The sequence below is a fragment of the Agrobacterium sp. 16-2014-1-2a genome, assembly GCF_053522705.1.
This window is the reverse complement of sequence record NZ_JBNWBX010000001.1, coordinates 411017-437763: the sequence shown is the minus strand read 5'-3', so window position 1 is coordinate 437763 and position 26747 is coordinate 411017. Positions and strand designations below refer to the sequence as shown.

General features: G+C 58.8%; 25 protein-coding genes. 19 read left to right on the top strand and 6 right to left on the bottom strand.

From position 1 onward, the window contains the following. Window positions 1-13 precede the first annotated feature (13 nt). From eno to lipA, 9 genes are all read left to right on the top strand, one after another. Window positions 14-1288 (top strand): phosphopyruvate hydratase, encoded by a 1275-nt coding sequence (eno, locus tag ACQZ45_RS02175; RefSeq protein ID WP_003512870.1) that lies wholly within the window; start codon window positions 14-16, stop codon window positions 1286-1288. Between the two features lie 336 nt (window positions 1289-1624). Next, window positions 1625-1942, top strand: coding sequence for an FtsB family cell division protein (locus tag ACQZ45_RS02170; RefSeq protein ID WP_003512872.1), 318 nt, complete (start codon window positions 1625-1627; stop codon window positions 1940-1942). A gap of 153 nt (window positions 1943-2095) precedes the next feature. Further along, entirely contained in the window at window positions 2096-3139 is a 1044-nt protein-coding gene (gene pdhA / locus ACQZ45_RS02165) for a pyruvate dehydrogenase (acetyl-transferring) E1 component subunit alpha (protein WP_003512874.1), read from the top strand. A 17-nt stretch (window positions 3140-3156) separates the two neighbouring features. Continuing rightward, window positions 3157-4578: a pyruvate dehydrogenase complex E1 component subunit beta gene (locus ACQZ45_RS02160; RefSeq protein ID WP_113291503.1), complete on the top strand. Its 1422-nt coding sequence runs from the start codon at window positions 3157-3159 to the stop codon at window positions 4576-4578. A gap of 14 nt (window positions 4579-4592) precedes the next feature. Next, window positions 4593-5963: a pyruvate dehydrogenase complex dihydrolipoamide acetyltransferase gene (locus ACQZ45_RS02155; protein ID WP_065688268.1), complete on the top strand. Its 1371-nt coding sequence runs from the start codon at window positions 4593-4595 to the stop codon at window positions 5961-5963. Between the two features lie 12 nt (window positions 5964-5975). After that, complete coding sequence (locus ACQZ45_RS02150) at window positions 5976-6620, top strand: SGNH/GDSL hydrolase family protein (RefSeq protein ID WP_113291504.1); 645 nt, start codon at window positions 5976-5978, stop codon at window positions 6618-6620. Window positions 6621-6678: 58 nt separating this feature from the next. Beyond that, complete coding sequence (gene lpdA / locus ACQZ45_RS02145) at window positions 6679-8124, top strand: dihydrolipoyl dehydrogenase (protein WP_065657945.1); 1446 nt, start codon at window positions 6679-6681, stop codon at window positions 8122-8124. 81 nt (window positions 8125-8205) lie between these two features. Further along, window positions 8206-8454, top strand: coding sequence for a GlsB/YeaQ/YmgE family stress response membrane protein (locus ACQZ45_RS02140; RefSeq protein WP_003512885.1), 249 nt, complete (start codon window positions 8206-8208; stop codon window positions 8452-8454). A 104-nt stretch (window positions 8455-8558) separates the two neighbouring features. Then, window positions 8559-9530, top strand: coding sequence for a lipoyl synthase (gene lipA / locus ACQZ45_RS02135; RefSeq protein WP_003512887.1), 972 nt, complete (start codon window positions 8559-8561; stop codon window positions 9528-9530). A 78-nt stretch (window positions 9531-9608) separates the two neighbouring features. Here lipA and ACQZ45_RS02130 read toward each other — a convergent pair whose 3' ends face one another. The 3 genes from ACQZ45_RS02130 to ACQZ45_RS02120 all read right to left on the bottom strand — a co-directional run bounded on the left by ACQZ45_RS02130 (window position 9609) and on the right by ACQZ45_RS02120 (window position 11659). Further along, entirely contained in the window at window positions 9609-10538 is a 930-nt protein-coding gene (locus tag ACQZ45_RS02130; protein WP_003512889.1) for a DMT family transporter, read from the bottom strand. A gap of 95 nt (window positions 10539-10633) precedes the next feature. Next, window positions 10634-11368 carry a helix-turn-helix transcriptional regulator gene (locus ACQZ45_RS02125; protein ID WP_003512891.1) on the bottom strand — a complete coding sequence of 245 codons (735 nt, stop codon included), beginning with the start codon at window positions 11366-11368 and terminating at the stop codon, window positions 10634-10636. A gap of 114 nt (window positions 11369-11482) precedes the next feature. Next, entirely contained in the window at window positions 11483-11659 is a 177-nt protein-coding gene (locus ACQZ45_RS02120) for a hypothetical protein (protein ID WP_003512893.1), read from the bottom strand. A gap of 248 nt (window positions 11660-11907) precedes the next feature. Here ACQZ45_RS02120 and ACQZ45_RS02115 point away from each other — a divergent pair, with 248 nt between their 5' ends. Further along, complete coding sequence (locus ACQZ45_RS02115) at window positions 11908-12477, top strand: P-loop NTPase family protein (protein WP_003512895.1); 570 nt, start codon at window positions 11908-11910, stop codon at window positions 12475-12477. Between the two features lie 9 nt (window positions 12478-12486). Further along, window positions 12487-12942 (top strand): type II toxin-antitoxin system RatA family toxin, encoded by a 456-nt coding sequence (locus tag ACQZ45_RS02110; RefSeq protein ID WP_003512897.1) that lies wholly within the window; start codon window positions 12487-12489, stop codon window positions 12940-12942. Here the strand turns inward: ACQZ45_RS02110 and ACQZ45_RS02105 are convergent. Together ACQZ45_RS02105 and ACQZ45_RS02100 are read right to left on the bottom strand one after the other, a co-directional pair. Next, window positions 12924-13433 (bottom strand): CinA family protein, encoded by a 510-nt coding sequence (locus tag ACQZ45_RS02105; protein ID WP_038490894.1) that lies wholly within the window; start codon window positions 13431-13433, stop codon window positions 12924-12926. The two genes, ACQZ45_RS02110 and ACQZ45_RS02105, sit on opposite strands and share 19 nt — an antisense overlap. Beyond that, window positions 13430-14617: a bifunctional 2-C-methyl-D-erythritol 4-phosphate cytidylyltransferase/2-C-methyl-D-erythritol 2,4-cyclodiphosphate synthase gene (locus tag ACQZ45_RS02100; RefSeq protein ID WP_113291505.1), complete on the bottom strand. Its 1188-nt coding sequence runs from the start codon at window positions 14615-14617 to the stop codon at window positions 13430-13432. Before ACQZ45_RS02100 ends, ACQZ45_RS02105 begins: the two co-directional genes overlap by 4 nt. 305 nt (window positions 14618-14922) lie before the next feature. Here ACQZ45_RS02100 and dusB point away from each other — a divergent pair, with 305 nt between their 5' ends. From dusB to hflX, 8 genes are all read left to right on the top strand, one after another. Then, window positions 14923-15909 carry a tRNA dihydrouridine synthase DusB gene (gene dusB / locus ACQZ45_RS02095; protein ID WP_448742228.1) on the top strand — a complete coding sequence of 329 codons (987 nt, stop codon included), beginning with the start codon at window positions 14923-14925 and terminating at the stop codon, window positions 15907-15909. Then, complete coding sequence (locus ACQZ45_RS02090; protein WP_003512904.1) at window positions 15906-17054, top strand: two-component system sensor histidine kinase NtrB; 1149 nt, start codon at window positions 15906-15908, stop codon at window positions 17052-17054. Before dusB ends, ACQZ45_RS02090 begins: the two co-directional genes overlap by 4 nt. After that, window positions 17051-18502, top strand: coding sequence for a nitrogen regulation protein NR(I) (gene ntrC, locus ACQZ45_RS02085; RefSeq protein ID WP_003512914.1), 1452 nt, complete (start codon window positions 17051-17053; stop codon window positions 18500-18502). Before ACQZ45_RS02090 ends, ntrC begins: the two co-directional genes overlap by 4 nt. Before the next feature lie 149 nt (window positions 18503-18651). Next, complete coding sequence (locus ACQZ45_RS02080; RefSeq protein ID WP_003512916.1) at window positions 18652-20913, top strand: sensor histidine kinase NtrY-like; 2262 nt, start codon at window positions 18652-18654, stop codon at window positions 20911-20913. Continuing rightward, window positions 20903-22267 (top strand): nitrogen assimilation response regulator NtrX, encoded by a 1365-nt coding sequence (ntrX, locus tag ACQZ45_RS02075; protein ID WP_003512918.1) that lies wholly within the window; start codon window positions 20903-20905, stop codon window positions 22265-22267. Before ACQZ45_RS02080 ends, ntrX begins: the two co-directional genes overlap by 11 nt. 50 nt (window positions 22268-22317) lie before the next feature. Further along, the gene (gene trkA, locus ACQZ45_RS02070; protein WP_111795846.1) at window positions 22318-23694 is read left to right on the top strand and encodes a Trk system potassium transporter TrkA; all 1377 of its coding nucleotides are present in this window, start codon (window positions 22318-22320) and stop codon (window positions 23692-23694) included. Window positions 23695-23878: 184 nt separating this feature from the next. Continuing rightward, window positions 23879-24121, top strand: coding sequence for an RNA chaperone Hfq (hfq, locus tag ACQZ45_RS02065; RefSeq protein WP_003496145.1), 243 nt, complete (start codon window positions 23879-23881; stop codon window positions 24119-24121). Window positions 24122-24229: 108 nt separating this feature from the next. Then, window positions 24230-25654: a GTPase HflX gene (gene hflX / locus ACQZ45_RS02060; protein WP_174042493.1), complete on the top strand. Its 1425-nt coding sequence runs from the start codon at window positions 24230-24232 to the stop codon at window positions 25652-25654. 200 nt (window positions 25655-25854) lie between these two features. On the opposite strand, the gene mazG is transcribed toward hflX, so the two are convergent. After that, a complete protein-coding gene (mazG, locus tag ACQZ45_RS02055; protein WP_448742128.1) occupies window positions 25855-26691 on the bottom strand; it encodes a nucleoside triphosphate pyrophosphohydrolase in 837 nt (278 codons plus the stop codon). Window positions 26692-26747 lie beyond the last annotated feature (56 nt).

Genomic DNA, 26747 nt, shown 5'->3' with positions numbered 1-26747 from the left:
CAAGGGAGAGACCATGACTGCCATTACCGATATCATCGCGCGCGAAATTCTCGACAGCCGCGGCAATCCGACCGTTGAAGTCGACGTTTATCTCGAAGACGGCTCCATGGGCCGTGCCGCCGTTCCCTCCGGCGCCTCCACCGGCGCGCATGAGGCGGTTGAGCTGCGCGATGGCGGCAAGCGTTATCTCGGCAAGGGCGTGGAAAAGGCGGTCGAAGCCGTCAATACAGAAATCTTCGACGCGATTGGCGGTTTCGACGCTGAAAACCAGATCCAGATCGATCAGATGATGATCGCGCTCGACGGCACGCCGAACAAGTCGCGCATCGGCGCCAACGCCATCCTCGGCGTGTCGCTCGCCGTTGCGAAGGCTGCCGCTGAAGCCTCCGGCCTGCCGCTTTACCGTTATGTCGGCGGCCCGAACGCGCATCTGCTGCCGGTTCCGATGATGAACATCATCAACGGCGGCGCGCATGCCGATAACCCCATCGACTTCCAGGAATTCATGATCCTGCCGGTCGGTGCAGAAAACATTCGCGAAGCCGTGCGCATGGGCTCCGAAGTCTTCCATACGCTGAAAAAAGAACTGTCCGCACAGGGCCACAACACCAATGTCGGCGATGAGGGCGGTTTTGCACCGGGTCTCGAAAGCGCGCCGGCAGCACTCGATTTCATCATGAAGTCGATCGAAAAGGCTGGCTACCGTCCAGGCGACGACATGTTCATCGGTCTCGACTGTGCGGCGACCGAATTCTTCAAGAACGGCAATTACGTTTATGAAGGCGAAGGCAAGACCCGTTCGCCGATCGAGCAGGCCGAATACCTGGCCGAACTCGTCGCGAAATATCCAATCATCTCCGTTGAAGACGGCATGGCTGAAGACGACTGGGATGGCTGGAAGGCGCTGACCGATCTCATTGGCAACAAGTGCCAGCTGGTGGGCGACGATCTTTTCGTCACCAACTCCGCCCGCCTTCGCGACGGTATCAAGATGGGTGTCGCCAACTCCATCCTCGTCAAGGTCAACCAGATCGGTTCGCTTTCCGAGACGCTGGACGCAGTCGAAACGGCGCACAAGGCAGGTTACACCGCCGTCATGTCGCACCGTTCGGGCGAAACGGAAGATTCCACCATCGCCGATCTCGCGGTCGCAACCAACTGCGGTCAGATCAAGACCGGCTCGCTTGCCCGTTCCGACCGGCTCGCAAAGTACAACCAGCTTATCCGCATTGAAGAAATGCTGGGCCCGCAGGCTGCTTACGCCGGCCGTTCGATCCTGCGCGGATAATCCGCGTTCGGGTTTCGCGATATGGCCCGCCGCCTGGCGGGCCAGTCTCAGGGATGGGCGGTTTATCCGCACTGCTCACTCCCGAGTTGATCCGGGGTTCAGTCAGCCCAGGTCCCTGGGTTGAAAGGACTCTTTTCACGGCGAAGACGCGCTGTGGCTTGATGCCGGATCACGCTCGGCATAACGAACTCTCTCTGATATCGTCGTCATTATTAGCCCGCCTCTGGCGGGCTTTTTTGCGTCTATCAGTCGCCCGGAATTTAAGGTCAACGGATAGTTAAACAATCCGCATTAGTCTCGAGACTCACATTATGCGTTTTAAGGCTTCTCTCCGGCATGTGGACCAGACATCATAAAAAGAGACGATTCGGCCGTTTGATCGTTCCGGCCATTACGATCGCTTTTCTTTCCTATTTCGGGTATCATTCCATCCACGGCGACTTCGGCCTTCAGGCGACGGAGCGGCTGGAGCGGCAGCGTATTGCCAGAACGGCAGAGCTTGCCAAGCTGACGCAGGCGCGCGTTGCGCTGGAGCGGCAGGTCGAATTATTGAGCGACGGTTCTCTCGAACGTGACATGATTGACGAGATTTCCCGTTATCAGTTGAATATGTCCCGTACGGACGAAATTGTCATCATGAATACCTACTTCTAATTAACCGAAATCAAGTTAATTAATGATTTGTGATTTATTCACAGCACTTTAGCATGAATATGTGCCATGCGTTTAAAGCATTGCTGCATGGCATTTTCTTGCATATGGTACGCGCCAATCTATCCATTCAAACGACAACTCAGGGAGGGATGAATGGCGCCGCGAAAAACCGCGTCCGTATCCGGCCGAAAGACAACGGCAAAGGCTGCAGGCGAATTCACCGGTAAGAACAGCCCGGACTTTTCGAAGGAAGAAGAGCTTCACGCCTATCGTGAGATGCTTCTCATCCGTCGCTTCGAGGAAAAGGCCGGTCAGCTTTACGGCATGGGCTTCATCGGTGGTTTCTGTCACCTCTACATCGGTCAGGAAGCCGTTGTTGTCGGCATGCAGATGTCTCAGAAGGAAGGCGATCAGGTCATCACCGCTTACCGTGACCACGGCCATATGTTGGCTCTGGGCATGAGCGCGCGTGGCGTCATGGCCGAATTGACCGGTCGCAAGGGCGGCCTGTCGAAGGGCAAGGGCGGCTCGATGCACATGTTCTCCAAGGAGAAACATTTCTACGGCGGCCACGGCATCGTCGGTGCGCAGGTTTCGCTCGGAACCGGTCTTGCCTTCGCCAATAAATATCGCGGCAACGACAATGTCTCCGTGACCTATTTCGGTGACGGCGCCGCCAACCAGGGTCAGGTCTACGAGAGCTTCAACATGGCCGCTCTCTGGAAACTGCCGATCATCTATATCGTTGAAAACAACCGTTACGCCATGGGCACCTCGACCGCCCGCGCCACCGCACAGTCGAACTATTCGCTGCGCGGCCAGTCCTTCGGCATTCCCGGCATCCAGGTGGATGGCATGGATGTGCGCGCCGTAAAGGCAGCCGCCGATCAGGCGCTGGAACATTGCCGCTCCGGCAAGGGTCCGATCATTCTGGAAATGCTGACCTACCGTTACCGTGGTCACTCCATGTCCGACCCGGCGAAATACCGTTCGAAAGACGAAGTGCAGAAGATGCGCTCCGAACATGACCCGATTGAGCAGGTCAAGGCACGGCTTCTGGAGCAGGGCTGGGCAAGCGAAGACGAACTCAAGGCCATCGACAAGGATGTCCGTGATATCGTCGCCGATAGCGCAGACTTCGCCCAGAACGACCCAGAGCCGGATGTATCCGAGCTCTACACCGACATTCTGCTCTGATCGGGAAAGGGAAACCCATGCCAGTAGAAATTCTTATGCCCGCCCTTTCCCCGACCATGGAGGAAGGCACGCTTTCCAAATGGCTTAAAAAGGAAGGCGACAAGGTCACTTCCGGCGACGTGATTGCCGAGATCGAGACCGACAAGGCGACCATGGAAGTGGAAGCTGTGGATGAAGGTGTTATCGGCAAGCTGCTGATCGACGCCGGCACCGAAGGCGTCAAGGTCAACACGCCGATCGCCGTTCTCATCCAGGAAGGCGAAAGCGCTGCCGAGATCTCTTCTTCCGCCAAGAAGGAAGAGCCGAAGGCTGAAGCTGCAAATTCCGATTCGGATGCCGCAGGCGGCAAGACCCGCGAAGCATCCGAGGAGCCGAGCGCTGCCAAGGAAGCCGCAAAGGTTCCGGCAGCACCTAAGATCGAAGTCGCTGCCGATCCGGATATTCCTGAAGGCACCGAAATGGTGATGACGACGGTGCGTGAAGCGCTGCGCGACGCCATGGCCGAAGAAATGCGCGCCGACGAAAAAGTCTTCGTCATGGGTGAGGAAGTCGCCGAATATCAGGGCGCCTACAAGATTACCCAAGGCCTGTTGCAGGAATTCGGCGAGCGCCGCGTTATCGACACCCCGATCACCGAGCACGGTTTTGCCGGTATCGGCGTCGGTGCGGCAATGACGGGCCTGCGGCCCATCGTCGAATTCATGACCTTCAACTTCGCCATGCAGGCGATCGACCAGATCGTCAACTCGGCTGCGAAGACGCTTTACATGTCGGGCGGCCAGATGGGTGCGCCGATGGTGTTCCGTGGCCCCTCGGGTGCTGCTGCCCGCGTTGGCGCTCAGCACTCGCAATGTTACGCCGCATGGTACAGCCATATTCCGGGCCTCAAGGTCGTCATGCCCTACACGGCAGCGGACGCCAAGGGTCTCCTGAAGGCAGCCATCCGTGACCCGAACCCGGTCATCTTCCTTGAGAATGAAATTCTCTACGGCCAGAGCTTCGAAGTGCCGAAGCTCGACGATTTCGTGCTGCCGATCGGCAAGGCGCGCATTCACCGCAAGGGCAAGGATGCGACGATCGTTTCCTTCGGCATCGGCATGACCTACGCAATCAAGGCTGTTGCGGAACTCGAAAAGCTCGGCATCGACGTCGAACTGATCGACCTTCGCACCATCCGTCCGATGGATCTGCCCACCGTCATCGAATCGGTCAAGAAGACCGGTCGTCTGGTCACCGTCGAGGAAGGCTTCCCGCAGTCATCGGTTGGTGACTTCATCGCCAACCAGGTCATGCGTGCCGCTTTCGATTATCTCGATGCGCCGATCCTGACGATTGCCGGCAAAGACGTTCCGATGCCTTACGCGGCAAACCTCGAAAAGCTGGCTTTGCCGAACGTCGATGAAGTCGTTCAGGCTGTCAAAACCGTCTGCTACAAGTAAGGGGAGGCGTTTCGATGCCGATAAACATCACCATGCCTGCCCTTTCTCCCACCATGGAAGAGGGCAATCTGGCCAAGTGGCTGGTCAAGGAAGGCGACAAGGTCGCACCCGGTGACGTGATCGCCGAGATCGAGACCGACAAGGCAACCATGGAAGTGGAAGCCGTCGATGAGGGCACGGTCGCCAAGCTCGTGGTTCCCGCAGGCACGGAAGCGGTCAAGGTCAACGCCCTGATCGCTATCCTCGCCGCCGATGGCGAGGATGTGGCTGAGGCAGCAAAGGGCGGCAATGCTGCTCCTGCCGCGTCCCAGGCCAAAGCCGAGGCTCCGAAGCAGGAAGCTGCGAAGGCTGAAGCGCCAAAGGAAGAAGCCGCCACGGCCAAGGCTGAAAAGCCAGCTGCCGACCAGGCCTCCGCACCTTCCACCCCGGCGCCGGTTGCAAAATCCGGCGAGCGCATCTTCGCTTCGCCGCTTGCCCGTCGTCTCGCAAAGGAAGCCGGTCTCGACCTCACGGCCGTGTCCGGTTCAGGCCCGCATGGCCGTATCGTCAAGACAGACGTAGAAAAGGCCGCCGCTTCTGGTGGTGCGAAGGCAGCTCCTGCCGCCGCAGCATCCGCAGGCGCACCGGCTGCCGCACTTGCCAAGGGCCCGTCCGAAGAAGCTGTTCTCAAGCTGTTCGAACCCGGTTCTTACGAACTGGTGCCGCATGACGGCATGCGCAAGGTCATCGCCAAGCGTCTGGTCGAATCCAAGCAGACCGTTCCGCATTTCTACGTTTCCGTGGATTGCGAACTGGATACGCTTCTGGCGCTGCGCGCCCAGCTCAACGCCGCCGCTCCCGAAAAGGACGGCAAGCCCGCCTACAAGCTTTCGGTAAACGACATGGTCATCAAGGCGCTGGCTCTCGCGCTGCGCGATGTGCCTGATGCCAACGTCTCCTGGACGGAAAGCAACATGGTCAAGCACAAGCATTCGGATGTCGGCGTTGCCGTTTCCATTCCGGGTGGCCTGATCACGCCGATCATCCGCAAGGCGGAAGAGAAGTCGCTCTCCACCATCTCCAACGAGATGAAGGACTACGGCAAGCGCGCCAAGGAGCGCAAGCTGAAGCCCGAGGAGTATCAGGGCGGCACGACGGCCGTGTCCAACATGGGCATGATGGGCGTCAAGAGCTTCTCCGCCGTCATCAACCCGCCGCACGCCACCATTCTGGCAGTCGGCGCGGGTGAAGAGCGCGCTGTCGTGAAGAACGGCGAGATCAAGATCGCCAATGTCATGACGGTTACGCTCTCTACCGACCACCGTTGCGTCGATGGCGCGCTCGGAGCCGAACTGATCGGCGCCTTCAAGCGCTACATCGAAAACCCGATGGGCATGCTGGTTTGATCGGAGAGTGAGATGGTGAAGTCGGTCCTCTGCTTTGGCGATTCCCTGACATGGGGATCAGATGCGGAAACGGGTGGCCGGCACAGCCATGACGATCTTTGGCCGAGCGTCTTGCAAAAGGCGCTCGGGCCTGATGTGAAGGTGATTCACGAAGGGCTGGGTGGACGAACCACCGCCTATGATGATCATACCGCTGATTGCGATCGCAACGGCGCAAGGCTCTTGCCGACGCTTCTGCACAGCCACGCGCCGCTTGATCTGGTCATCATCATGCTCGGCACCAACGACTTGAAACCGTCGATTCATGGCTCGGCCATCGTCGCGGTGAAGGGTGTGGAGCGGCTGGTCAAACTGGTGCGCAACCATGTCTGGCAGGTGCCGGACTGGGAAGCGCCGGATGTTCTGATCGTCGCGCCGCCGCAACTGTGCGAAACGGCCAACCCCGTGATGGGCGCTATCTTTCGCGATGCGATCGATGAATCGGCGATGCTCGCGCCGGTCTACCGGGATTTGGCCGACGATCTCGATTGCGGATTTTTCGATGCGGGGTCAGTTGCCCGCACGACGCCCGTAGACGGCGTTCATCTCGATGCTGAAAACACGCGGGCCATCGGGCGCGGGCTGGAGCCCGTCGTTCGCATGATGCTCGGACTTTGACAACAATTCTCGTTTCGGAACGGCATGCCGTGACCCGATAGGACAAGGCAGGATACCTATGGCTCAATCTTATGACGTCATCATCATCGGTTCGGGACCGGGCGGTTATATTGCCGCGATTCGCGCAGCCCAGCTCGGCATGAAGGTTGCCGTGGTCGAGCGCGAGCACCTTGCAGGCATCTGCTCCAACTGGGGCTGCATTCCCACCAAGGCGCTGCTGCGCACTGCCGATGTCTTGCATACGGCTCAGCACGCCAAGGATTACGGCCTGACGCTCGAAGGCTCGATCAAGCCTGATGTCAAGGCGATCGTTGATCGTTCGCGCGGCATCGCGCACCGCATGAACAACGGCGTCGGTTTCCTGTTCAAGAAGAACAAGGTCGATATCATCTGGGGCGAGGCCAAGATCACCAAGCCCGGTGAAATCGTAGTTTCCAAGACCCAGAAGAAGCCCGTCGAACCGATGGGCCCGGTTCCGAAGAACACGCTGGGCGAGGGCACCTATACCGCCAAGCACATCATCGTCGCCACAGGCGCCCGCCCGCGCTCGCTTCCAGGCATCGAACCGGATGGCAAGCTGATCTGGACCTATTTCGAGGCGATGAAGCCGGAAGAACTGCCGAAGTCGCTGCTCGTCATGGGTTCCGGCGCCATCGGCATCGAATTCGCCAGCTTCTACCGCACCATGGGTGTCGACGTTACCGTCGTTGAAATCATGAGCCAGGTGATGCCGGTCGAAGATGCGGAGATATCTGCCTTCGCCAAGAAGCAGCTGGAGAAGCAGGGCATCAAGTTCCATCTGGAAACCAAGGTTGCCAAGGTCGAGAAGGCTGCTAATTCGGTTACTGCGACGCTCGAGAAGAAGGACGGTTCGTCCGAGAAGATCACCGCTGACCGGATGATTTCGGCTGTCGGCGTCGTCGCCAACATCGAAGGCATCGGCCTTGAGGCCGTCGGCGTGAAGACCGATCGCGGCTTCATCGTCATCGACGGTTACGGCAAGACCAACGTGCCTGGCGTCTACGCCATCGGCGATGTCGCCGGCCCGCCGCTGCTCGCCCACAAGGCCGAGCATGAGGCCGTGATCTGCGTTGAAAAGATCGCCGGTCTGCCGAATGTTCACCCGATGGACAAGCTCAAGATCCCCGGCTGCACCTATTGCAACCCACAGGTCGCCTCTGTTGGTCTCACCGAAGCCAAGGCGAAGGAACTGGGCCGCGATATTCGCGTCGGCCGCTTCTCCTTTGCGGCCAACGGCAAGGCCGTGGCACTCGGTGAAGATCAGGGCATGGTCAAGACCATCTTCGACAAGAAGACAGGCGAGTTGATCGGCGCGCACATGGTTGGTGCGGAAGTCACCGAACTCATTCAGGGCTTCGTGGTCGCCATGAACCTCGAGACCACCGAAGAGGAACTGATGCACACGATCTTCCCGCATCCGACCATTTCCGAGTCGATGAAGGAAAGCGTGCTCGACGCCTACGGACGTGTGCTGAACGCATGAGTGCCCCGTGATGCCCGGCATTGTCTAACCGTGCCGGGTGTCCCATATGTCTCAACGCTGGTTCTATAAGGGAGCGCGGGAATGGAAAATATCGGCTGGATTGCGGCAATCATCATCGGCGGTCTTGCCGGCTGGCTCGCCGGCAAACTCATGGATATGCGTTTCGGCATCTTCATGAATATCGTTCTCGGCATCGTCGGTTCGGTGGTTGCCGTTGCGGTGCTGAGAACCTTCGACGTTTTCGTGCAGGACAGCAGGCTCGGTTATTTCGTAACGTCCTTCATCGGCGCCAGCCTGTTGTTGTTCATGGCTAAGCTGGTACGGCGCTGACTAGGCTTCGTGCCCGGAAGGGGCTTACGCTTTTTCTGGAATTGTTCTAAAGCATCGCGTCAATAAATGTGATGATCGCGGCAAGCGATAGAAACAGGTTTCTTATGGTCACTATTCTCGACAGGACTTCGTCCGAAGAAAAGCGTATCCGCCACCCGGAGAAGGCCCATCGGCCCGATACCGAAGTCATGCGCAAGCCGGAATGGATCCGCGTCAAGGCGCCGACATCCAAGGGCTACCACGAAACGCGCGAACTGGTGCGCAGTCACAAGCTGGTGACGGTGTGCGAGGAAGCCGGCTGTCCAAATATCGGCGAATGCTGGGACAAGAAACACGCGACCTTCATGATCATGGGTGAGATCTGCACCCGCGCCTGCGCCTTCTGCAACGTCGCGACCGGCAAGCCCAATGCGCTTGACATGGACGAGCCGGAAAACGTCGCCAAGGCCGTCAAGCAGATGGGCCTCAGCCACGTCGTCATTACCTCGGTCGACCGCGACGATCTTGCCGATGGCGGCGCGGAGCACTTCGAAAAGGTGATCTGGGCGATCCGCGCTGCGTCTCCCAACACCACCATCGAAATTCTGACCCCGGACTTCCTGAAAAAGCCCGGCGCGCTGGAGCGTGTCGTCGCGGCGAAGCCCGATGTTTTCAACCACAATATGGAAACCGTTCCCGGCAATTACCTCACGGTTCGCCCCGGTGCGCGTTATTTCCATTCCGTGCGCCTGTTGCAGCGCGTCAAGGAACTGGACCCCACCATGTTCACCAAATCAGGCATCATGGTCGGCCTTGGCGAAGAGCGCAACGAAGTGCTGCAGCTGATGGACGATCTGCGCAGTGCTGACGTAGACTTCCTTACGATTGGCCAGTATCTGCAGCCGACACGCAAGCACCACAAGGTTGAGGCGTATGTCACGCCGGAGGAATTCAAGTCCTATGAGACGGTCGCCTATACCAAGGGCTTCCTGATGGTCTCCTCCAGCCCGCTGACGCGTTCTTCCCACCATGCGGGCGACGATTTTGCACGCCTGCGCGCAGCCCGCGAGAAGAAGCTTCTGGCCGCTGCGGAGTAAGTGGGCGGGGCGGGCAATTTCTCTCACGCGTCATCCTTGGGCTTGTCCCGAGGATGACGTTGCTGCTTTCACCTGAAGTCATGCCACAACCTTCTCCGGCCGATGCGCGCGCATGCACAGGATGACGCTCAGCACGACTGAGCAAATCGCCAGGACTTCCACGATTGTTGGCCCACGACCTTCCCAGAGGAAACCATAGAGCAAGGCAAAGAGCGTCTCGAACAGGATCATCTGTCCAACCATGGTGAGCGGCAGCAGGCGGCTCATGCGGTTCCAGAGAGCATTTCCGAGAATGGATGCGGTGAAACCGAGACCGGCGGCGATGGCCGCAAAATGCAGCCAGTCCTCGGAGCTATGGCTTTCCCCGCCGAAAGCAAAGGCCGGTATGGCGAGCGCCAGCGCCAGCCCTCCGGTCACCACACCCGTCATCATGTTCCAGTCGTCGGCGCTGACATCGTGAAGGCGTGACAGCCAGCGGGCATTGCCAACCGCAAAGGCCGTCCATGAGGCGAGCGCGCCAAGCGCACAGGCCAGCCCGATCAGGCGGGATACATCCAGCCCCGCATCGCTTTCCGTCAGCGACTGCCAGGATATGCCGATAATGCCGATTGCGCCAAAGGCGAGCGACGGCCACAGACGCTTGAGCGATACCGCGCCATGATCGCGCGTGCCGATGATGGTGACGGCAACCGGCAGGAATCCGATGATGATGGACGTGAAGGCAACGCCGCTCAGTTTCACCGCCGTTGATATGAAGACATAATAGGCGATGTTGCCGATCATGCTCAGCCAGCCGAGCGCGATCCATTCGCGCGCGCCGAAATGGGCCGATACCCGTTTCAGGCGCGGTCCGATGATGATGAGCGAAATCAGCCCGTATGTCAGGTAACGGGCCGTTGACAGTTGCAGGGCGGAAAAATCCGGTACGAGTTTCGGGGCGAGAAAGATCGCACCCCAGAGAGCGCCCGCCATCATGCCGTAGATAACACCGAGGCTTGTCTTGTTCATGTCATGTCACATCCGCATTCACGATTGCCCGCGATGTGCCACAGCCACGTACGGCTGTCTTGACAAAAACTCCTGAGAGAAGAGGTGCTGTGCTTTCAGTGAATTCCGAAGGCCCGGCGATAAGCGGCAGGCGTTTTGCCCATCGCGTTGCGCATGGCGCGCGTCAGTGCCGTCTGGTCGGAGAAGCCGGCCCGCAAGGCAATTTCCGCAATCGGCAATGTGGAGTGGCGCAGCAATGCGCAGACCTTGTCCATGCGCAGCTCTGCAAGCCAGCGGTGAGGAGGGAGGCTAAACTCTTCCAGAAACAGCGCATGCAGGCGGCTATCGCTGATCGCGGCGCAGGATGCGAGCGTCTCGATGGTCCAGGGGAAAAATGGCTCCGCTCTGACGATCTCGCCCAGCGCATGCAGGCGGTGGCGGATATCGGTCTTTTCAGTCGCAAGGCTGTCGATCAGGAGCGGTGCCCAGAGGTTGGCAATATCCTCACGCGGCCCATCCGATCCGATGACGCCGCGCATGTAAGCGATCAGCTGCCGTGTATCCCGTGCGATATCGAGAAACGGCTTGTGGACAAATCTCTCCAGCACCCGTTCGGGAACAGCAGTTTCGTCGATATCGACCACCAGCGACCGGTTGATCGTCGTCGCTTCCTGTGTGTGCGATGTGTTGGGATGAATGAAGACCGCGCGCCCGGTGGACAATTCGTCCTGTAGCCCTGCTACATCGATCCGCAGACATCCCGAGACCGGAAGAACGATCTGCACGAAGCCGTGCCGTTCCTTCGGTCTTTCCTGCGTATAGGTTCTGATATCGGCGGATGCGGCGATCATGAGATTGTCATTTCCATCGTGCAAAGAAACGGCCGCCTCGAAAAGCGGCCGGTTTCAGTCCTGATTATGACATCGTCTTGAAGATTGGGCCAGCCGGCTTTATCGAGCCGGCGTCTAACATTCTTCCTTGGCGGTCGATTCGCCGCGTTTGCGCTTGCGCAAAACCGGCTTGTTCTCTCTCGCCTCGCATTTCGCAACGTCGATGAGATAGGCAAGCATCGGCATTTCGTTCATCGATGCAAGTTGCTTGGCGGATTCGAGAAGGTTGATGATGTTGGAAAAATCGTCCATCGGCTCACTCAGTGGCTCAAAGCGGGTTATGTGGGTGTGAACCCAGGGATGAATAAGCGCGGTGAAAATGGGAGGTTCCAGCGCCGTTGCATCCCATGGGTGTAATATTAGTCGCAAATAAATAGCAATCCCTGCGAGGGGGTTGCAATAGTTAAATTTCCGTAACATCGGACGCCGCGGCCATGCCGCCGCAGAGTAATAGCCGCGCTATTTAAAAATGGCATGGTGGCGAAGACGAGGTTTATTCGATGCCGAACTATCTTGAAAACGTGGAGGACGCGGCTGCGATTATCGCATCTGCGCAGCGTATTTCGGTCGTTGGTTGCTCCGGAGGCGGAAAATCGACGCTTTCCCGGAAGCTCGTAAGACGCTTTAGATTTGAATACATTTCCATGGATCGCGATATTTTCTGGTTGCCCGGCTGGCAGGCACGCCCGCGCCAAGAACAGCGGCAGAGGATCGCCGCCATCGTCACCAAAGACCGGTGGCTGATGGACGGCAGCAATCCATCGTCTTTCGACATGCGTCTGCCGAGATCCGACATCGTCCTTTGGGTGCGCATGCCGCGCTGGCTTTGCCTTTGGGGCGCCATCACTCGGATTGCCAAGGGGTATGGCAAGGCGCGTCCTGAAATGGCTGAAGGGTGCCCCGAAAGACTGGATCTCGATTTCCTGCGCTATATCTGGAATTTCGAACGCCGCCACGCCCCGATCTTCGAGCAGAATTTCGCGCTTTATGGTCCCAACGTGCCGGTATTCCAGCTTAAAAGCCGAAAACAGCTTCGCCGCCTTCTTGATCTTCTTGTTATCGAGGATTAACTCCCGCTCATGCCACAGTTCGAAACGCATCGCCTTGTAAAACACTCGCCCGACCGCATGTACGACCTCGTCGCCGATGTGGAGAAGTATCCGCAGTTTCTGCCGCTTTGCGAAGCGCTGGTCATCCGCTCGCGCAAGGAGCGGGACGGCAAGACTCTGCTGGTGGCTGATATGACGGTGGGCTACAAGGCCATTCGCGAGACCTTCACCACGCAGGTGCTGCTGAACCCGGCAGAGCGCGCTATCGACGTGAAATATATCGACGGCCCGTTCAAATATCTCGACAATCGCTGGCGTTTTGAAGCCTCCGCAGAGGGCGGCTCGGCCATTCATTTTTTCATCGAGTATGAATTCAAGAACCGGCTGCTCGGTGCGGTCATGGGATCGATGTTCGACAGGGCCTTCCGCATGTTCGCCGAAGCCTTCGAGACCCGCGCCGATAAAATCTACGCGGACCCAGCCTGATTGAGGGTAATCAGCATCTCGAGCGCCGTTCTGATGGTTGCAAGACGGATTTCCGTGCGCCCGATCTCTCCGTAGTGCATTTCATGGTGCAGGATTTTACCGCTGCGCGCCCTGGCGGCCAGATGCACCAACCCCACCGGTTTTTCAGCCGAACCTCCGCCCGGACCGGCAATGCCGGTCACGGCTACGGCAAAATCCGCCCGGGAACGAAATAGCGCGCCATGCGCCATTTGCAGCGCGGTCTGTCGGGATACGGCGCCGAAATTCGCCAGCGTCTCAGTTCCAACCCCAAGCATGTCCATCTTGGCCTGGTTCGTGTAGGTGACGAAGCCGCGATCGACGACGGCAGAAGAGCCGGCGATTTCCGTTAGCGAACCAGCAATCAGGCCGCCCGTACAGCTTTCCGCCGTCGAGACCATGAAGCCGCCGGCGGTAAAGTCAGAAATGATCCGCCGCGCCAGTTCTTCTATATCCGCAGGAAACAGGCTCATAGCGGTCTGCCCTTGTAGACCACAGTGGCAGTGGCAATCGCAGCAATACCTTCGCGGCGGCCGACGAAGCCAATCGTCTCGTTGGTGGTCGCCTTGACCGAGCAGCGCTCCAGCGCGATGCCGAGAATGTCGGAAAGCGCCTCACGCATGGCCTGCCGATGCGGTCCGATGCGCGGCGCTTCGGCAATCAGCGAGACATCGGCATTCATGATCGTGCCGCCATTGCCGCGGACTACCTTGGCCGCGTGTTCGAGGAAGATGCGCGAAGCGGCACCCTTCCATTGCGGATCGGAAGGCGGGAAGTGATCGCCTATGTCGCCAGCGCCGCAGGTGGCGAGCAGAGCATCCGTCAGCGCATGCAGCGCCACATCGGCATCCGAATGGCCTTTGAGTTTCTGGTCGTGTTCGATGAAGACGCCGCACAGTGTCACACCGTCTCCTGCTTCCAGCTGGTGCACGTCGTAACCATTGCCGGTGCGCACGTCAGGCAGTCCGTAGGAGAGCTTTTCATCGGCCATGGCGATATCCCGCTTGAGAGTGAGTTTCACATTGTCGACCGAGCCTTCGGTCAGCGTCACAGGCAGACTTGCCCACTCGGCGATCGAGGCGTCGTCGGTAAAGTCGGTTTTTCCGGATGTGGCAGCAGCGCGATGCGCGGCGAGGATTTCGCCATAGCCAAAGCTTTGCGGTGTCTGCGCCGCATAAAGACCCTGCCTTGAAACCGTCTCCACGACGGAATCGCCTGCGCCACGCTTCAGCGTATCAGTGACGGGCAGGGCAGGCAGAACGCCGACAGCACCCGCCTTGTGCAGCGCCACGATGCGTTCCAGCATGTCCACGGCGATGAAAGGCCGCACGGCATCGTGGATCATCACATGTGTGAGGTCTTGCGCGGCCAGAGCTTCCAGACCAGCGAGCACCGATTGCTGCCGGGTTGCGCCGCCCGTGACTGTGACGATCCGCTCCCCGGCATTCAGCCGTTCAAGGATTGGTGACAGGAGTGCCGCATCGTCGGCATGGATAACGACCACGATAGGATATGTGCCTGCCCAGGCAAGAAAGGTCGACAATGTATGCTCGATCACGGCCTTGCCACCGATCGGGCGATATTGTTTCGGCCCTTCCTCGGGGGAGCCGGCTCTTTCTCCGCGTCCTGCGGCGACAACGACGATGCCGAGTTTCATAGTACTTTCCTGCATTGGTCTTATGCTTTGTGCGCAACCCTTAATGGTTGACAGTCCTGCTCTAGCGTTTCAAAACCCGAATGGCCAGCCCGATAAGCCGCCCACCCGCACCCACATGCCGCAGGATCGGTCATCCCGTTTGTTCAAACCTGCACAAATTGCCGCCGCCAGCAAAACAGGCCGGCAGGCCACGCGCAAATAAAAGGTGCAACCCTGTAAAAGTGCTTGGCAACTGCGCAAACACTGTCTAAAAATAATGCATATAACTCTTCTGCACGAAAGATCATCACTTGCCCCTTCCGGAGTTGTCAGTCCCGTTCAGCATCGGCTCAGTCGCGATCCGTAATCGCGCGGTGCTGGCGCCTATGTCGGGCGTGACAGATTTGCCTTTCCGTCAGCTCGCCTGGCGTTACGGCGCGGGCCTTGTGGTGACTGAAATGGTCGCAAGCCGGGAACTTGTCGCCAATCGTGGGGAATCCTGGGCGCGGCTGAAAAATGCAGGGATGGTTCCGCATATGGTGCAGCTCGCCGGGCGCGAAGCGCATTTTATGGCGGATGCGGCAAAAATTGCGGCTGACAATGGCGCTGGCATCATCGACATCAATATGGGTTGTCCGGCCAAGAAGGTGACGGGCGGGTACTCCGGTTCAGCCTTGATGCGGGATCCTGATCATGCGCTGTCGTTGATCGAGGCGACCGTCGGCGCGGTCGATGTGCCCGTGACGCTGAAGATGCGGCTCGGCTGGGATGAAAACACCATCAATGCACCCGAAATTGCTCGCCGCGCTCAAGCCGCTGGCGTCCAGCTCATCACCATTCACGGCCGCACCCGCATGCAGTTTTACGAAGGTCGGGCGAACTGGGATGCCATTCGCGCCGTGCGCGAGGTGATTTCCGTGCCGCTGATCGCCAATGGCGATGTCGAGACCGCCGAAGATGCGCGTGAAATCCTCAGCCGTTCCGGCGCGGATGCCGTTATGGTCGGTCGCGGTGCACAGGGTCAACCCTGGCTGCCGGCGGTACTGGCCGGACATGCAGCGCCGCAACGCGCCGATATTGCCGATATCGCCGTCGAACATTACGACATGATGCTCGAATTTTATGGAAGGGAAGCCGGTCTTCGGCATGCCCGCAAACATCTGGGCTGGTATCTCGACCGTTTCGCGACGGAGATCGCCACCACCGACAAGGCTAAAATCATGACATCGCGTGATACGGGGGAAGTGGCTGATCTGCTGCGCTCCGCCCTTTGCGACAATGCGGGCGAAGAAGCCGCAAGGAAGGCCGCATGAGCGCTGATAAACACAGCCCGGCAGATGCGAACCCGCTCGCTATGGCGGTTCTGAACGCGGTGCAGAATCCCGTTATTCTGGTGGATGCCGAAGGTTTCATCGCTTTTGCCAATTGGGAAGCAGAAGCTTTTTTCGGGGCCAGCGCCTCCCATCTCGCTCGCTACCGCGTCTCCACCTTCATTCCCTTCGGCAGTCCGCTGCTTGCGCTGATCGATCAGGTGCGGGAACGCCGCGCGCCGGTAAATGAATATCGGGTCGATCTGAGCTCCCCCCGGCTTGGACAGGACAAGCTCGTCGATCTCTATGTCGCGCCTGTTGTCAGCGAGCCGGGGTCTGTTGTCGTCGTCTTCCAGGAACGGTCGATGGCTGACAAGATCGACCGGCAATTGACCCATCGGGCTGCTGCACGATCTGTCACCGGCCTTGCCTCGATGCTGGCGCATGAGATCAAGAACCCGCTTTCGGGCATTCGTGGTGCCGCGCAGCTTCTCGAGACATCGGTTGCCGATGAGGACCGTGCGTTGACGCGGCTGATCTGCGACGAGACCGATCGTATCGTCTCGCTGGTTGACCGCATGGAAGTGTTTTCCGACGAGCGTCCGGTGGACCGCGTGCCGGTCAACATCCATTCGGTGCTCGACCATGTGAAGGCCATAGCCAAGGCTGGCTTTGCCCGCAACATCAAGATTTCCGAGAATTATGATCCATCGCTGCCGGCGGTTTATGCCAATCGCGACCAGCTGGTGCAGGTCTTTCTCAATCTGGTGAAAAACGCGGCGGAAGCCGTCGGGAATCAGTCGGAGGGCGAGATCGTGCTGACGACGGCATATCGTCCCGGCATGCGCATGTCCGTGGCCGGCAGCCGCGAACGCATCTCGCTGCCGCTTGAGTTTTGCGTGCATGACAATGGGCCGGGAGTGCCGGCCGATCTCCTGCCGCATCTCTTCGACCCCTTCATTACCACCAAGACGAATGGTTCGGGCCTGGGTCTGGCGCTTGTCGCCAAACTGATCGGCGCCCATGGCGGCATTGTCGAATGCGACAGCCAGAACCATCGCACGACTTTCCGCGTATTGATGCCCGTCTCGCCTGAAGTGGCGCTGGACGACCGCATCTTGCCGAACTCGACAGGAAATGACAGATGACAGCTACTATCCTCGTCGCCGATGATGATGCCGCGATCCGCACCGTGCTTAATCAGGCGCTCAGCCGTGCCGGTTACGATGTGCGTATCACGTCCAATGCCGCAACGCTCTGGCGCTGGGTTTCTGCCGGCGAGGGCGATCTGGTCGTTACCGATGTCGTGATGCCCGATGAAAACGCCTTCGATCTGCTTCCGCGCATCAAGAAGGCTCGCCCGGACCTGCCGGTTCTGGTGATGAGTGCCCAAAACACTTTCATGACCGCGATCAAGGCCTCGGAAAAGGGCGCTTACGATTACCTGCCCAAGCCCTTCGACCTGACAGAGCTGATTGCCATCATCGGCCGCGCACTGTCGGAGCCGAAGCGCAAGCCCGCCAAACTGGACGACGATATGCAGGACGGCATGCCGCTCGTCGGCCGCTCGGCCGCCATGCAGGAAATCTACCGGGTTCTCGCCCGCCTGATGCAGACCGACCTGACGCTGATGATTACCGGCGAATCCGGCACCGGCAAGGAACTGGTGGCGCGCGCGCTGCATGATTACGGCAAGCGCCGCAACGGCCCCTTCGTCGCCATCAACATGGCGGCAATTCCGCGTGATCTGATCGAATCGGAACTGTTCGGCCATGAGAAGGGCGCCTTCACCGGCGCGCAGAACCGCTCGACCGGCCGTTTCGAACAGGCCGAGGGCGGCACGCTGTTTCTCGACGAAATCGGCGATATGCCAATGGACGCCCAGACGCGGCTGCTGCGCGTATTGCAGCAGGGCGAATATACGACGGTGGGCGGACGCACGCCGATCAGGACCGATGTTCGCATCGTCGCCGCCACCAACAAGGACCTGAAGCAGTCGATCAACCAGGGCCTTTTCCGCGAAGACCTCTATTACCGCCTGAACGTCGTGCCGCTGCGGCTACCGCCGCTACGCGACCGCGCTGAGGATATTCCCGATCTTGTGCGCCATTTCATCCAGACGGGTGAAAAGGAGGGGCTGGAAGGAAAGCGCTTCGAGACCGAGGCGCTGGAAGTCATGAAGGCCTATGCCTGGCCCGGCAACGTGCGCGAACTCGAAAACCTGATCCGTCGCCTGATGGCGCTTTATCCGCAGGAAGTCATCACCCGCGAGATCATCGAGCAGGAATTGCAGTCGGATGTTCCAGACAGCCCGCTCGACAAGATGGCGGTCCGCACCGGCTCGTTGACCATTTCGCAGGCGGTCGAGGAAAACATGCGGGATTATTTCGCAAGTTTCGGCGAAGGCCTGCCGCCGCCGGGTCTCTACGACCGTGTTCTGCGCGAACTGGAATATCCGCTCATTCTAGCCGCCCTGACGGCGACGCGCGGTAACCAGATCAAGGCTGCCGATCTTCTTGGCCTCAACCGCAATACGCTGCGCAAAAAGATTCGCGAGCTTGGCGTTTCCGTGTATCGCAGCTCCCGCCCCAGCTGAGAATGTTGACAAGGCCGCGGTTGTCGTTGCATTTTCGCCACATTGTGTTGCTTGGAAAACACTAGGATGGAGAGAGATTCGCCGGCACGAGGCGGATTCGCCCATTTTCATGAATGTGGTGCTGGCTAGCCAGCGATTGGGAGAAATGCATGCGGAAACCCGCCGCCGAAAAAGCCGTTGCCGAAGACGCAGCGGGAATGGTGGTAGCCGATCGCAGGATGTCTTTCGCTCTGCCGGGGCTGGTGCTTGCCGGTGTCGCCCTTGTTTGCGCCATACTGACGCTTTTCGTGCTTCTGGGCGTAACACCGATTGCGCCGACATCGAATGTCGTCATCGCCTCGGTCGTCATCAATTCGGTCTTTGTGATCGGACTGATCTTTCTCATCGGTCGGGAAATCAACCGCCTGCTGAAAGCGCGGAAAAAGGGCAGGGCGGCGGCACGATTGCATGTGCGCATCGTCGTGCTGTTTTCCATCGTTGCGATTACACCGGCCGTTCTTGTCGCCATCTTCGCCAGTCTGACGCTGAATGTCGGTCTCGACCGCTGGTTTGCGCTACGTACCCAGTCGATCGTCGATTCCTCCAGCAATATCGCCCAGGCCTATATGATGGAGAATGCCGGTTATCTTCAGGGACAGACCCTGTCGATGGCCACCGACCTCGACCGCAATCGCGCGCTCTTTTATCTCGACCGCACCGGCTTCGTCGATCTCATGACCCGTCAGGCCAAGGGCCGTGGTCTTCTCGGCGCATTCCTGGTGCAGGAAGACGGCGACGCCGTCGCGCAAGCCGATATCAAGACGGAAAAGCCGCTTCCGGCCATTCCGCACGATGCGCTTGAAAAGGCCGCCGCTGGTCAGCCAACCCTTATTCCGCCTGGCATCACCAATCTCGTCGGCGCCATCATCAAGCTCGAGGGCATCAGCGGTACGTTTCTTTATACCGTGCGTGCCGTCGATCCCAAGGTGATGGGCGCGATGCGGCTGATGGAAGAGAACCGCGCCGAATACAAGGCGATGGAGGCCGGCCGTGCGCCGTTGCAGATTGCGTTTGCAATCCTTTATCTCGGTTTCGCGCTGATCGTGCTTCTGGCGGCGATCTGGACCGCGATTGCGGTGGCCGACCGTATCGTGCGTCCTATCCGTCTCCTCATCAGCGCCGCAGACAGTGTCGCCACCGGAAACATGCATGTGCTGGTTCCCGTTCGCGCCATCGATGGCGACGTTGGCCGCCTGTCGCGCACCTTCAACAAGATGGTCTCGGAACTGCGCAGCCAACAGGAACAGATCATTGAAGCGAAAGACGACATCGATGATCGCCGCCGCTTCATCGAGGCCGTATTGTCGGGCGTTACCGCCGCCGTTATCGGCATTGATGAAAATCGCAGGATCACCATCGTCAATCCTTCGGCTGAAGAATTCGTGGCGCTTTCCTCCGACCAGCTGATCGGTGCGCAACTATCTGATATCGCGCCTGAAATCGAAGAGGTCGTGACCGAGGCCAACACCTGGTCGCGCGGCAATTTCCGCAAGCAGATCAACATCATGCGGCGCGGCACCGAACGGACGCTCAATGTGCAGGTGACCCGTGAGGATGCACGCGACAGCCGCGACAGCTACGTCATCACGCTCGACGATATCACCGATCTCGTCATTGCCCAGCGCTCGACCGCCTGGTCCGACGTCGCGCGGCGTATTGCGCATGAGATCAAGAATCCTCTTACACCTATCCAGCTTTCCGCTGAGCGCATCAAACGCCGCTTCGGCAAGCAGATCGACGAGAACGATCGCGCCATCTTTGACCAATGTACGGACACCATCGTCCGGCAGGTTGGTGACATCGGCCGGATGGTGGATGAATTCTCGGCCTTTGCGCGCATGCCGAAGCCCACGAAGGAAAAGTCGGACCTCCGTTCGATCTTGAAGGACGCGGCATTCCTGCGCGAAATAAGCGCCGCAGACACGAAATTCTCGACGGAATTTGGCGATGTCCCGCTGGAGGGCATGTTCGATGCCCGCATGCTGGGACAGGCGTTCGGCAATCTCATCAAGAATGCAACGGAAGCGATCGAGGCGGTGGAAGGCGAAAAGCGGCCAGGTAAAATCCTGGTGCGCGCATCCTTCGACGAGGCCAATTCGCGGTTCGTGGCCGACATCATCGACAATGGCAGAGGCCTGCCCGTCGAAAACCGTCACCGCATTCTCGAACCCTATATGACGATGCGGGACAAGGGCACGGGCCTCGGCCTCGCCATCGTCAAGAAAATCATCGAAGAGCATGGCGGGTATCTGGAACTCCACGATGCCCCGCCGGAGTTCGACCATGGCCACGGTGCCATGATCAGAGTGCTGCTGCCCTATATCGAGGCGGTCGGCGGCAAAAATAACAAGGAAGCAGCATATGGCGTCTGATATTCTGGTCGTGGATGACGAGGCGGACATTCGCGAAATCGTAGCGGGTATTCTTTCCGATGAAGGCCACGAGACGCGTATGGCGTTCGACAGCGACAGCGCGCTGGCCGCCATTTCCGAACGCGTGCCGCGTCTCATCTTTCTCGACATCTGGATGCAGGGGTCGAAGCTCGACGGTCTGGCCCTGCTGGATGAGATCAAGAGCCGCCATCCCGATATCCCTGTTGTGATGATTTCCGGTCACGGCAACATCGAAACCGCCGTCAACGCCATCAAGCGCGGCGCGTTCGATTTCATCGAGAAACCGTTCAAGGCAGACCGCCTGATCCTGATTGCCGAACGCGCGCTGGAGAACTCCAAGCTGAAGCGGGAGGTGCAGGAACTCAAGAAGCGCACTGGCGACGCGGTTGAACTCGTCGGCGCGTCGCTTGCGGTTTCCCAACTTCGCCAGACCATTGACCGCGTGGCGCCCACCAACAGCCGCATCATGATTCTCGGCCCCTCCGGTTCCGGAAAGGAGCTGGTGGCGCGCATGGTGCACAAGAAATCCTCGCGTGCCACAGGACCTTTCGTTGCGCTGAACGCTGCGACGATCACGCCGGACCGCATGGAAATCGCCTTGTTCGGTACCGAAGGTCTGCCCGGGCAGCCGCGCAAGGTGGGCGCTCTGGAAGAAGCCCATCGCGGTGTTCTCTATCTCGATGAAGTCGGCGAGATGCCGCGCGAAACCCAGAACAAGATCCTGCGCGTGCTGGTCGATCAGCAGTTCGAGCGTGTCGGTGGCGGCAAGCGGGTAAAAGTGGATGTGCGCATCATCTCCTCAACCGCCCATCACCTCGAAAGCCTGATCGCCGAAGGCCAGTTCCGCGAAGATCTATACCATCGCCTCGCCGTGGTGCCAGTGAAGGTGCCGGCGCTGTCCGAGCGGCGTGAGGATATTCCTTTCCTCGTCGACATGTTCATGCGGCAGATTTCCGAACAGGCCGGCATCCGCCCGCGCAAGATCGGCGATGACGCCATGGCCGTTCTCCAGACGCATGACTGGCCGGGTAACATTCGCCAGCTCCGCAACAATATCGAGCGGCTGATGATTCTGGCACGCCCCGAAGGCGGTGAGGCACCAATCTCGGCAGACATGTTGCCGGCGGATATTGGCGACATGCTGCCGAAGATTTCGGCGCAAGGCGATCAGCACATCATGACCCTGCCGCTGCGCGAAGCACGTGAAATGTTCGAGCGGGACTATCTGGTTGCCCAGATCAACCGCTTCGGCGGCAATATTTCGCGAACGGCGGAATTTGTCGGCATGGAAAGATCGGCACTGCATCGCAAACTGAAATCTCTCGGCGTATAAGAGACGAAGGCCCAAGTCGTCGTAATCGATTATTCCGTCAGAGAGACAGCATGAAAGTCATCATTTGCGGCGCAGGGCAGGTGGGTTACGGCATTGCCGAACAACTGTCGCGCGAGGATAATGAGGTATCGGTCATCGATACCTCCGCGACCCTCATTACCGCCATTACCGAGACGCTGGATGTGCGCGGTTATGTCGGCCATGGCGCCCATCCCGACATGCTGGCAAAGGCGGGTGCGGACCAGGCCGACATGATCATCGCCGTGACCCTGCATGACGAGATCAATATCGTCGCCTGCGAAGTTGCGCATGCGCTGTTCAGCGTTCCGACCAAGATCGCCCGCATCCGCGACCAAAGCTATCTGAAACCGGAATATGCCGATCTGTTCAGCCGCGAAAACATGTCGATTGACGTGACGATTTCGCCTGAAGTCGAAGTCGGCAAGATGGTACTCAGGCGCATCGCCTTTCCGGGTGCCACCGATGTCGTGCGTTTCGCCGACGACACGGTCTTCATGCTGGCAATCGAGTGCATGGAGGACTGCCCGGTCATCAACACGCCGCTGCAGCAGCTTTCCAACCTCTTTCCGGACCTTATCGCAACCGTGGTGGGTATCTACCGGAACGGCATCCTCAAGGTCGCGCACTCCTCTGAGCAGCTGCGCGTCGGCGACCTCGCTTATGTCATCTGTCAGCGCCAGCACGCACGCCGCACCCTTGGCCTCTTCGGCCATGAGGAGCAGGAGGCGCAGCGCATCGTGATTGCGGGCGCCGGCAATATTGGCCACTTCGTCGCGCAGAAGATCGAGGAATTGCAGCCTAAGACGCGGGTAAAGATCATCGAGGCGGATCGCGACAGGGCTATTGCCGCATCGGAACAGCTCAGCAACACCATTGTCATGCATGGTTCGGCGCTGGACCAGAAGATTTTGCTGCAGGCCGATATTCAGGATGCGGATCTGATCGTGACGCTCACCAACAGCGATCAGACCAATATACTGGCGGCGGTGATGGCCAAGCAGCTTGGCTGCAAATCCAACCTTGCATTGTTGAACAGCTCGTCCTTTCACGAGGTTGCGGATTCACTCGGTCTCGACGCCTATATCAATCCCCGGGCCGTTACCATTTCGCGCGTGCTCCAGCACGTGCGCAAGGGCCGTATCCGGTCGGTTTATGCCGTTCAGCGCGGCTCGGCGGAGGTAATCGAGGCAGAGGCGCTGGAGACTTCGCCGCTCGTCGGCCAGTCCTTCCGTGACATCGATATGCCTGATGGCGTGCGCATCGGCGCGATCTATCGCGACGGTGTGGTGATCCGCCCGGACGGCAGCACGAAGATCAAGGCGAAGGACCGCGTCGTGCTGTTTGCATCTGCCGATGCGGTGCGCGACGTGGAACAGCTTTTCCGGGTTTCGATACAATATTTCTGACTGTTTCGAATCGAAAAAGCAGGTCAATACTCGTACTCATTCGGCTGTTTTCGCCGTTGCGGAACAGGACACGATTTGATACCAGAGTTGCAGGTCGGCCAAGCGGGGGACTAGACTCGGCCGGCTTATTATTGATTGATTATTTTCCGGTATCCCTGCCGGCAAAAAAGAAAGAAGCGGCGCCATGGCGGAACGTTCTCAAAACCTTCAGGATCTTTTCCTCAATACCGTTCGTAAGCAAAAGATTTCGCTCACGATTTTCCTGATCAACGGCGTCAAGCTGACGGGCGTTGTCACTTCCTTCGATAATTTCTGCGTGCTTCTGCGCCGTGACGGTCACTCGCAGCTTGTTTACAAGCATGCGATCTCCACCATCATGCCCGGCCAGCCGATGCAGATGTTCGAGAGCGAAGAAGGCGCAGCCTGATCAGGCTCCCTCAACGGTATCTTCGATATAAGCTGACCTGAACCGGGAACATTTCCGGTTCAATCAGGTTAATCCAGATAGTCGTCCGCACGGATGCGGTCGGCTGCAATGTCATTTCTTGATAAGGCTGAACCCATTACGACGCGCGACACCTCGAACGAATCGATCATCCCCGAACAGGAAAAGCACCGCGACGACATGCGTGCGGTGGTCATCGTGCCTGTCCTCAAGCAGCAGCGCGAAAGCCGTGATGCGGTGGCGGGTCCGGTTTCTCCTGTACGGTCTGTTGAGGCCAAGCTTGAGGAAGCAAAGGGGCTGGCGCTCGCCATTGATCTTGAGGTGACGCAAGGTCTTGTCGTGCCGGTCAACCAGCCGCGTCCTGCAACTTTGTTTGGAACCGGCAAGATCGAGGAAATCGGCCATCTTCTGGATGAAACCAATTCCGGTCTGGTGATCGTCGACCATCCTTTGACCCCGGTGCAGCAGCGCAATCTTGAAAAGCAGTGGAATGCCAAGGTCATCGACAGGACGGGCCTGATCCTCGAAATCTTCGGCCGCCGCGCCTCCACAAAGGAAGGCACGTTGCAGGTCGATCTTGCGCATCTGAACTATCAGAAGGGCCGCCTCGTCAGAAGCTGGACCCACCTTGAACGACAGCGCGGTGGCGCGGGCTTCATGGGCGGTCCGGGTGAAACGCAGATCGAGGCCGACCGTCGGCTGCTGCAGGATCGCATCGTCAAGCTCGAGCGCGAGCTGGAGCAGGTCGTGCGCACCCGCCAGCTTCACCGCGCCAAGCGCCGCAAGGTGCCGCACCCGATCGTGGCGCTGGTCGGTTATACCAATGCCGGCAAGTCCACCCTGTTCAATCGCATTACCGGTGCTGGCGTTCTGGCGGAAGACATGCTGTTCGCAACGCTCGATCCGACCTTGCGCCGCATGAAGCTGCCGCATGGCCGCACGGTTATCCTTTCCGATACCGTCGGTTTCATCTCCGATCTGCCGACGCATCTCGTCGCCGCTTTCCGCGCAACGCTGGAAGAGGTGCTGGAAGCCGATCTTATTTTGCACGTGCGCGACATGTCCGATCCGGATAATGCCGCCCAGTCGGCCGATGTGCTGCGCATTCTTGGCGATCTCGGTATTGACGAGAAGGAAGCCGAAAAGCGCATCATCGAGGTTTGGAACAAGGTCGATCGTCTCGAACCAGAAGCGCATGACGCCATCATTGAACGTGCCGAGGGCCGCTCCGATATTCGTGCCGTTTCGGCGGTCACGGGCGAGGGCGTCGATGCCCTGATGGACGAGATTTCCGGCCGTCTGTCAGGTGTCCTGACGGAAACGACCGTAGTCCTCTCCGTCGAGCAATTGCCGCTGATCTCCTGGGTCTATAGCAACTCCATCGTGGATAGCCGTGAAGACAATGAGGACGGTTCGGTTTCGCTTGATGTTCGCCTTTCGGAAGCGCAGGCCACCGAGCTGGAACGGAAGCTTGGAAAGTCGACCATCCGCGAGCGGGAAGACTGGGAGCAGTAAACGCTCCCAGAACGATTGCGGTATATTCCCTTATACTCAACGTCATCCTTGGGCTTGTCCCAAGGATCTAGACACACAGATACAATCAGGACGTCGCAGATGCTCGGGGCAGGCCAGAGCGTGACGCAGGAGAGGTCTAGATTTTCGTCACCACTGTCGAAAGCACCGGGCGCTCTGAATTTTTCGGCATATCTGGGTTATCAGGACGAAACCATATCCAGCGAGCGTTCGATGCGTTTTGCCGCCTGCCACAGGTCTTCCATTCTCTCAAGGCTCGCTTCCTGAAGCGTTTCGCCATTTTCGGTGAGCGACGTCTCGATGTGATTGAAACGCCTGCGGAATTTCGTGTTGGTGCCGCGCAGCGCGTCTTCCGGATCGACCTTGACGTGACGGCCGATATTGACCAGCGCGAAGATGAGATCGCCAAGTTCATCAGAGACCTTCTCCGGCTTTCCCTCCGCCAGCGCCTCACGCAGTTCGGCGATTTCCTCCTCGATCTTGTCGAGAATGGGGGCTGGATCCGACCAATCGAAACCGACACGCGCAGCCTGTTCCTGCAACTTCAGAGCCTCGGTCAGAGCCGGCTGGCTACGCTGCACACCGCCTAAAAAGCCGGCCTTGAAATCCTCGGTGATACCGCGGCGTTCCGCGCGCTCGCGCTTTTCCTCGGCTTTAATCTGGTCCCATTGCAGCTTGACGCTGTCAGGCGTATTGGCGGCGGAAACGGCAAAGACGTGCGGATGGCGGCGGATCATTTTGGATGTCACGGCCTCAACCACGTCGCCAAAGGCGAATTCGCCCCGTTCCTCGGCGATGCGGGCATGGAAAACCACCTGCAGCAACAGGTCGCCCAGTTCTTCGCAAAGATCATCCATATCCTTGCGCTCGATGGCGTCGGCAACCTCATAAGCCTCTTCGATGGTGTAAGGCTTGATCGTCTCGAAGGTCTGGACGACATCCCAGGGGCAGCCGGTTTCCGGCTGGCGCAGGGCTTCCATGATCTCGATCAGGCGGGAAATATCCTTCGAGGCTTCCATAGTCTTTCAAACCTTCGTTCTTTATTTTCATACATATCCAGGCGGACAACCGTCTA

Bases quoted from the DNA above. Each gene is read 5' to 3' on its own strand.
- eno (WP_003512870.1), top strand. From the start codon at position 14: ATGACTGCCATTACCGATATCATCGCGCGCGAAATTCTCGACAGCCGC.
- ACQZ45_RS02170 (WP_003512872.1), top strand. From the start codon at position 1,625: ATGTGGACCAGACATCATAAAAAGAGACGATTCGGCCGTTTGATCGTT.
- pdhA (WP_003512874.1), top strand. From the start codon at position 2,096: ATGGCGCCGCGAAAAACCGCGTCCGTATCCGGCCGAAAGACAACGGCA.
- ACQZ45_RS02160 (WP_113291503.1), top strand. From the start codon at position 3,157: ATGCCAGTAGAAATTCTTATGCCCGCCCTTTCCCCGACCATGGAGGAA.
- ACQZ45_RS02155 (WP_065688268.1), top strand. From the start codon at position 4,593: ATGCCGATAAACATCACCATGCCTGCCCTTTCTCCCACCATGGAAGAG.
- ACQZ45_RS02150 (WP_113291504.1), top strand. From the start codon at position 5,976: ATGGTGAAGTCGGTCCTCTGCTTTGGCGATTCCCTGACATGGGGATCA.
- lpdA (WP_065657945.1), top strand. From the start codon at position 6,679: ATGGCTCAATCTTATGACGTCATCATCATCGGTTCGGGACCGGGCGGT.
- ACQZ45_RS02140 (WP_003512885.1), top strand. From the start codon at position 8,206: ATGGAAAATATCGGCTGGATTGCGGCAATCATCATCGGCGGTCTTGCC.
- lipA (WP_003512887.1), top strand. From the start codon at position 8,559: ATGGTCACTATTCTCGACAGGACTTCGTCCGAAGAAAAGCGTATCCGC.
- ACQZ45_RS02130 (WP_003512889.1), bottom strand. From the start codon at position 10,538: ATGAACAAGACAAGCCTCGGTGTTATCTACGGCATGATGGCGGGCGCT.
- ACQZ45_RS02125 (WP_003512891.1), bottom strand. From the start codon at position 11,368: ATGATCGCCGCATCCGCCGATATCAGAACCTATACGCAGGAAAGACCG.
- ACQZ45_RS02120 (WP_003512893.1), bottom strand. From the start codon at position 11,659: ATGGACGATTTTTCCAACATCATCAACCTTCTCGAATCCGCCAAGCAA.
- ACQZ45_RS02115 (WP_003512895.1), top strand. From the start codon at position 11,908: ATGCCGAACTATCTTGAAAACGTGGAGGACGCGGCTGCGATTATCGCA.
- ACQZ45_RS02110 (WP_003512897.1), top strand. From the start codon at position 12,487: ATGCCACAGTTCGAAACGCATCGCCTTGTAAAACACTCGCCCGACCGC.
- ACQZ45_RS02105 (WP_038490894.1), bottom strand. From the start codon at position 13,433: ATGAGCCTGTTTCCTGCGGATATAGAAGAACTGGCGCGGCGGATCATT.
- ACQZ45_RS02100 (WP_113291505.1), bottom strand. From the start codon at position 14,617: ATGAAACTCGGCATCGTCGTTGTCGCCGCAGGACGCGGAGAAAGAGCC.
- ACQZ45_RS02090 (WP_003512904.1), top strand. From the start codon at position 15,906: ATGAGCGCTGATAAACACAGCCCGGCAGATGCGAACCCGCTCGCTATG.
- ntrC (WP_003512914.1), top strand. From the start codon at position 17,051: ATGACAGCTACTATCCTCGTCGCCGATGATGATGCCGCGATCCGCACC.
- ACQZ45_RS02080 (WP_003512916.1), top strand. From the start codon at position 18,652: ATGCGGAAACCCGCCGCCGAAAAAGCCGTTGCCGAAGACGCAGCGGGA.
- ntrX (WP_003512918.1), top strand. From the start codon at position 20,903: ATGGCGTCTGATATTCTGGTCGTGGATGACGAGGCGGACATTCGCGAA.
- trkA (WP_111795846.1), top strand. From the start codon at position 22,318: ATGAAAGTCATCATTTGCGGCGCAGGGCAGGTGGGTTACGGCATTGCC.
- hfq (WP_003496145.1), top strand. From the start codon at position 23,879: ATGGCGGAACGTTCTCAAAACCTTCAGGATCTTTTCCTCAATACCGTT.
- hflX (WP_174042493.1), top strand. From the start codon at position 24,230: ATGTCATTTCTTGATAAGGCTGAACCCATTACGACGCGCGACACCTCG.
- mazG (WP_448742128.1), bottom strand. From the start codon at position 26,691: ATGGAAGCCTCGAAGGATATTTCCCGCCTGATCGAGATCATGGAAGCC.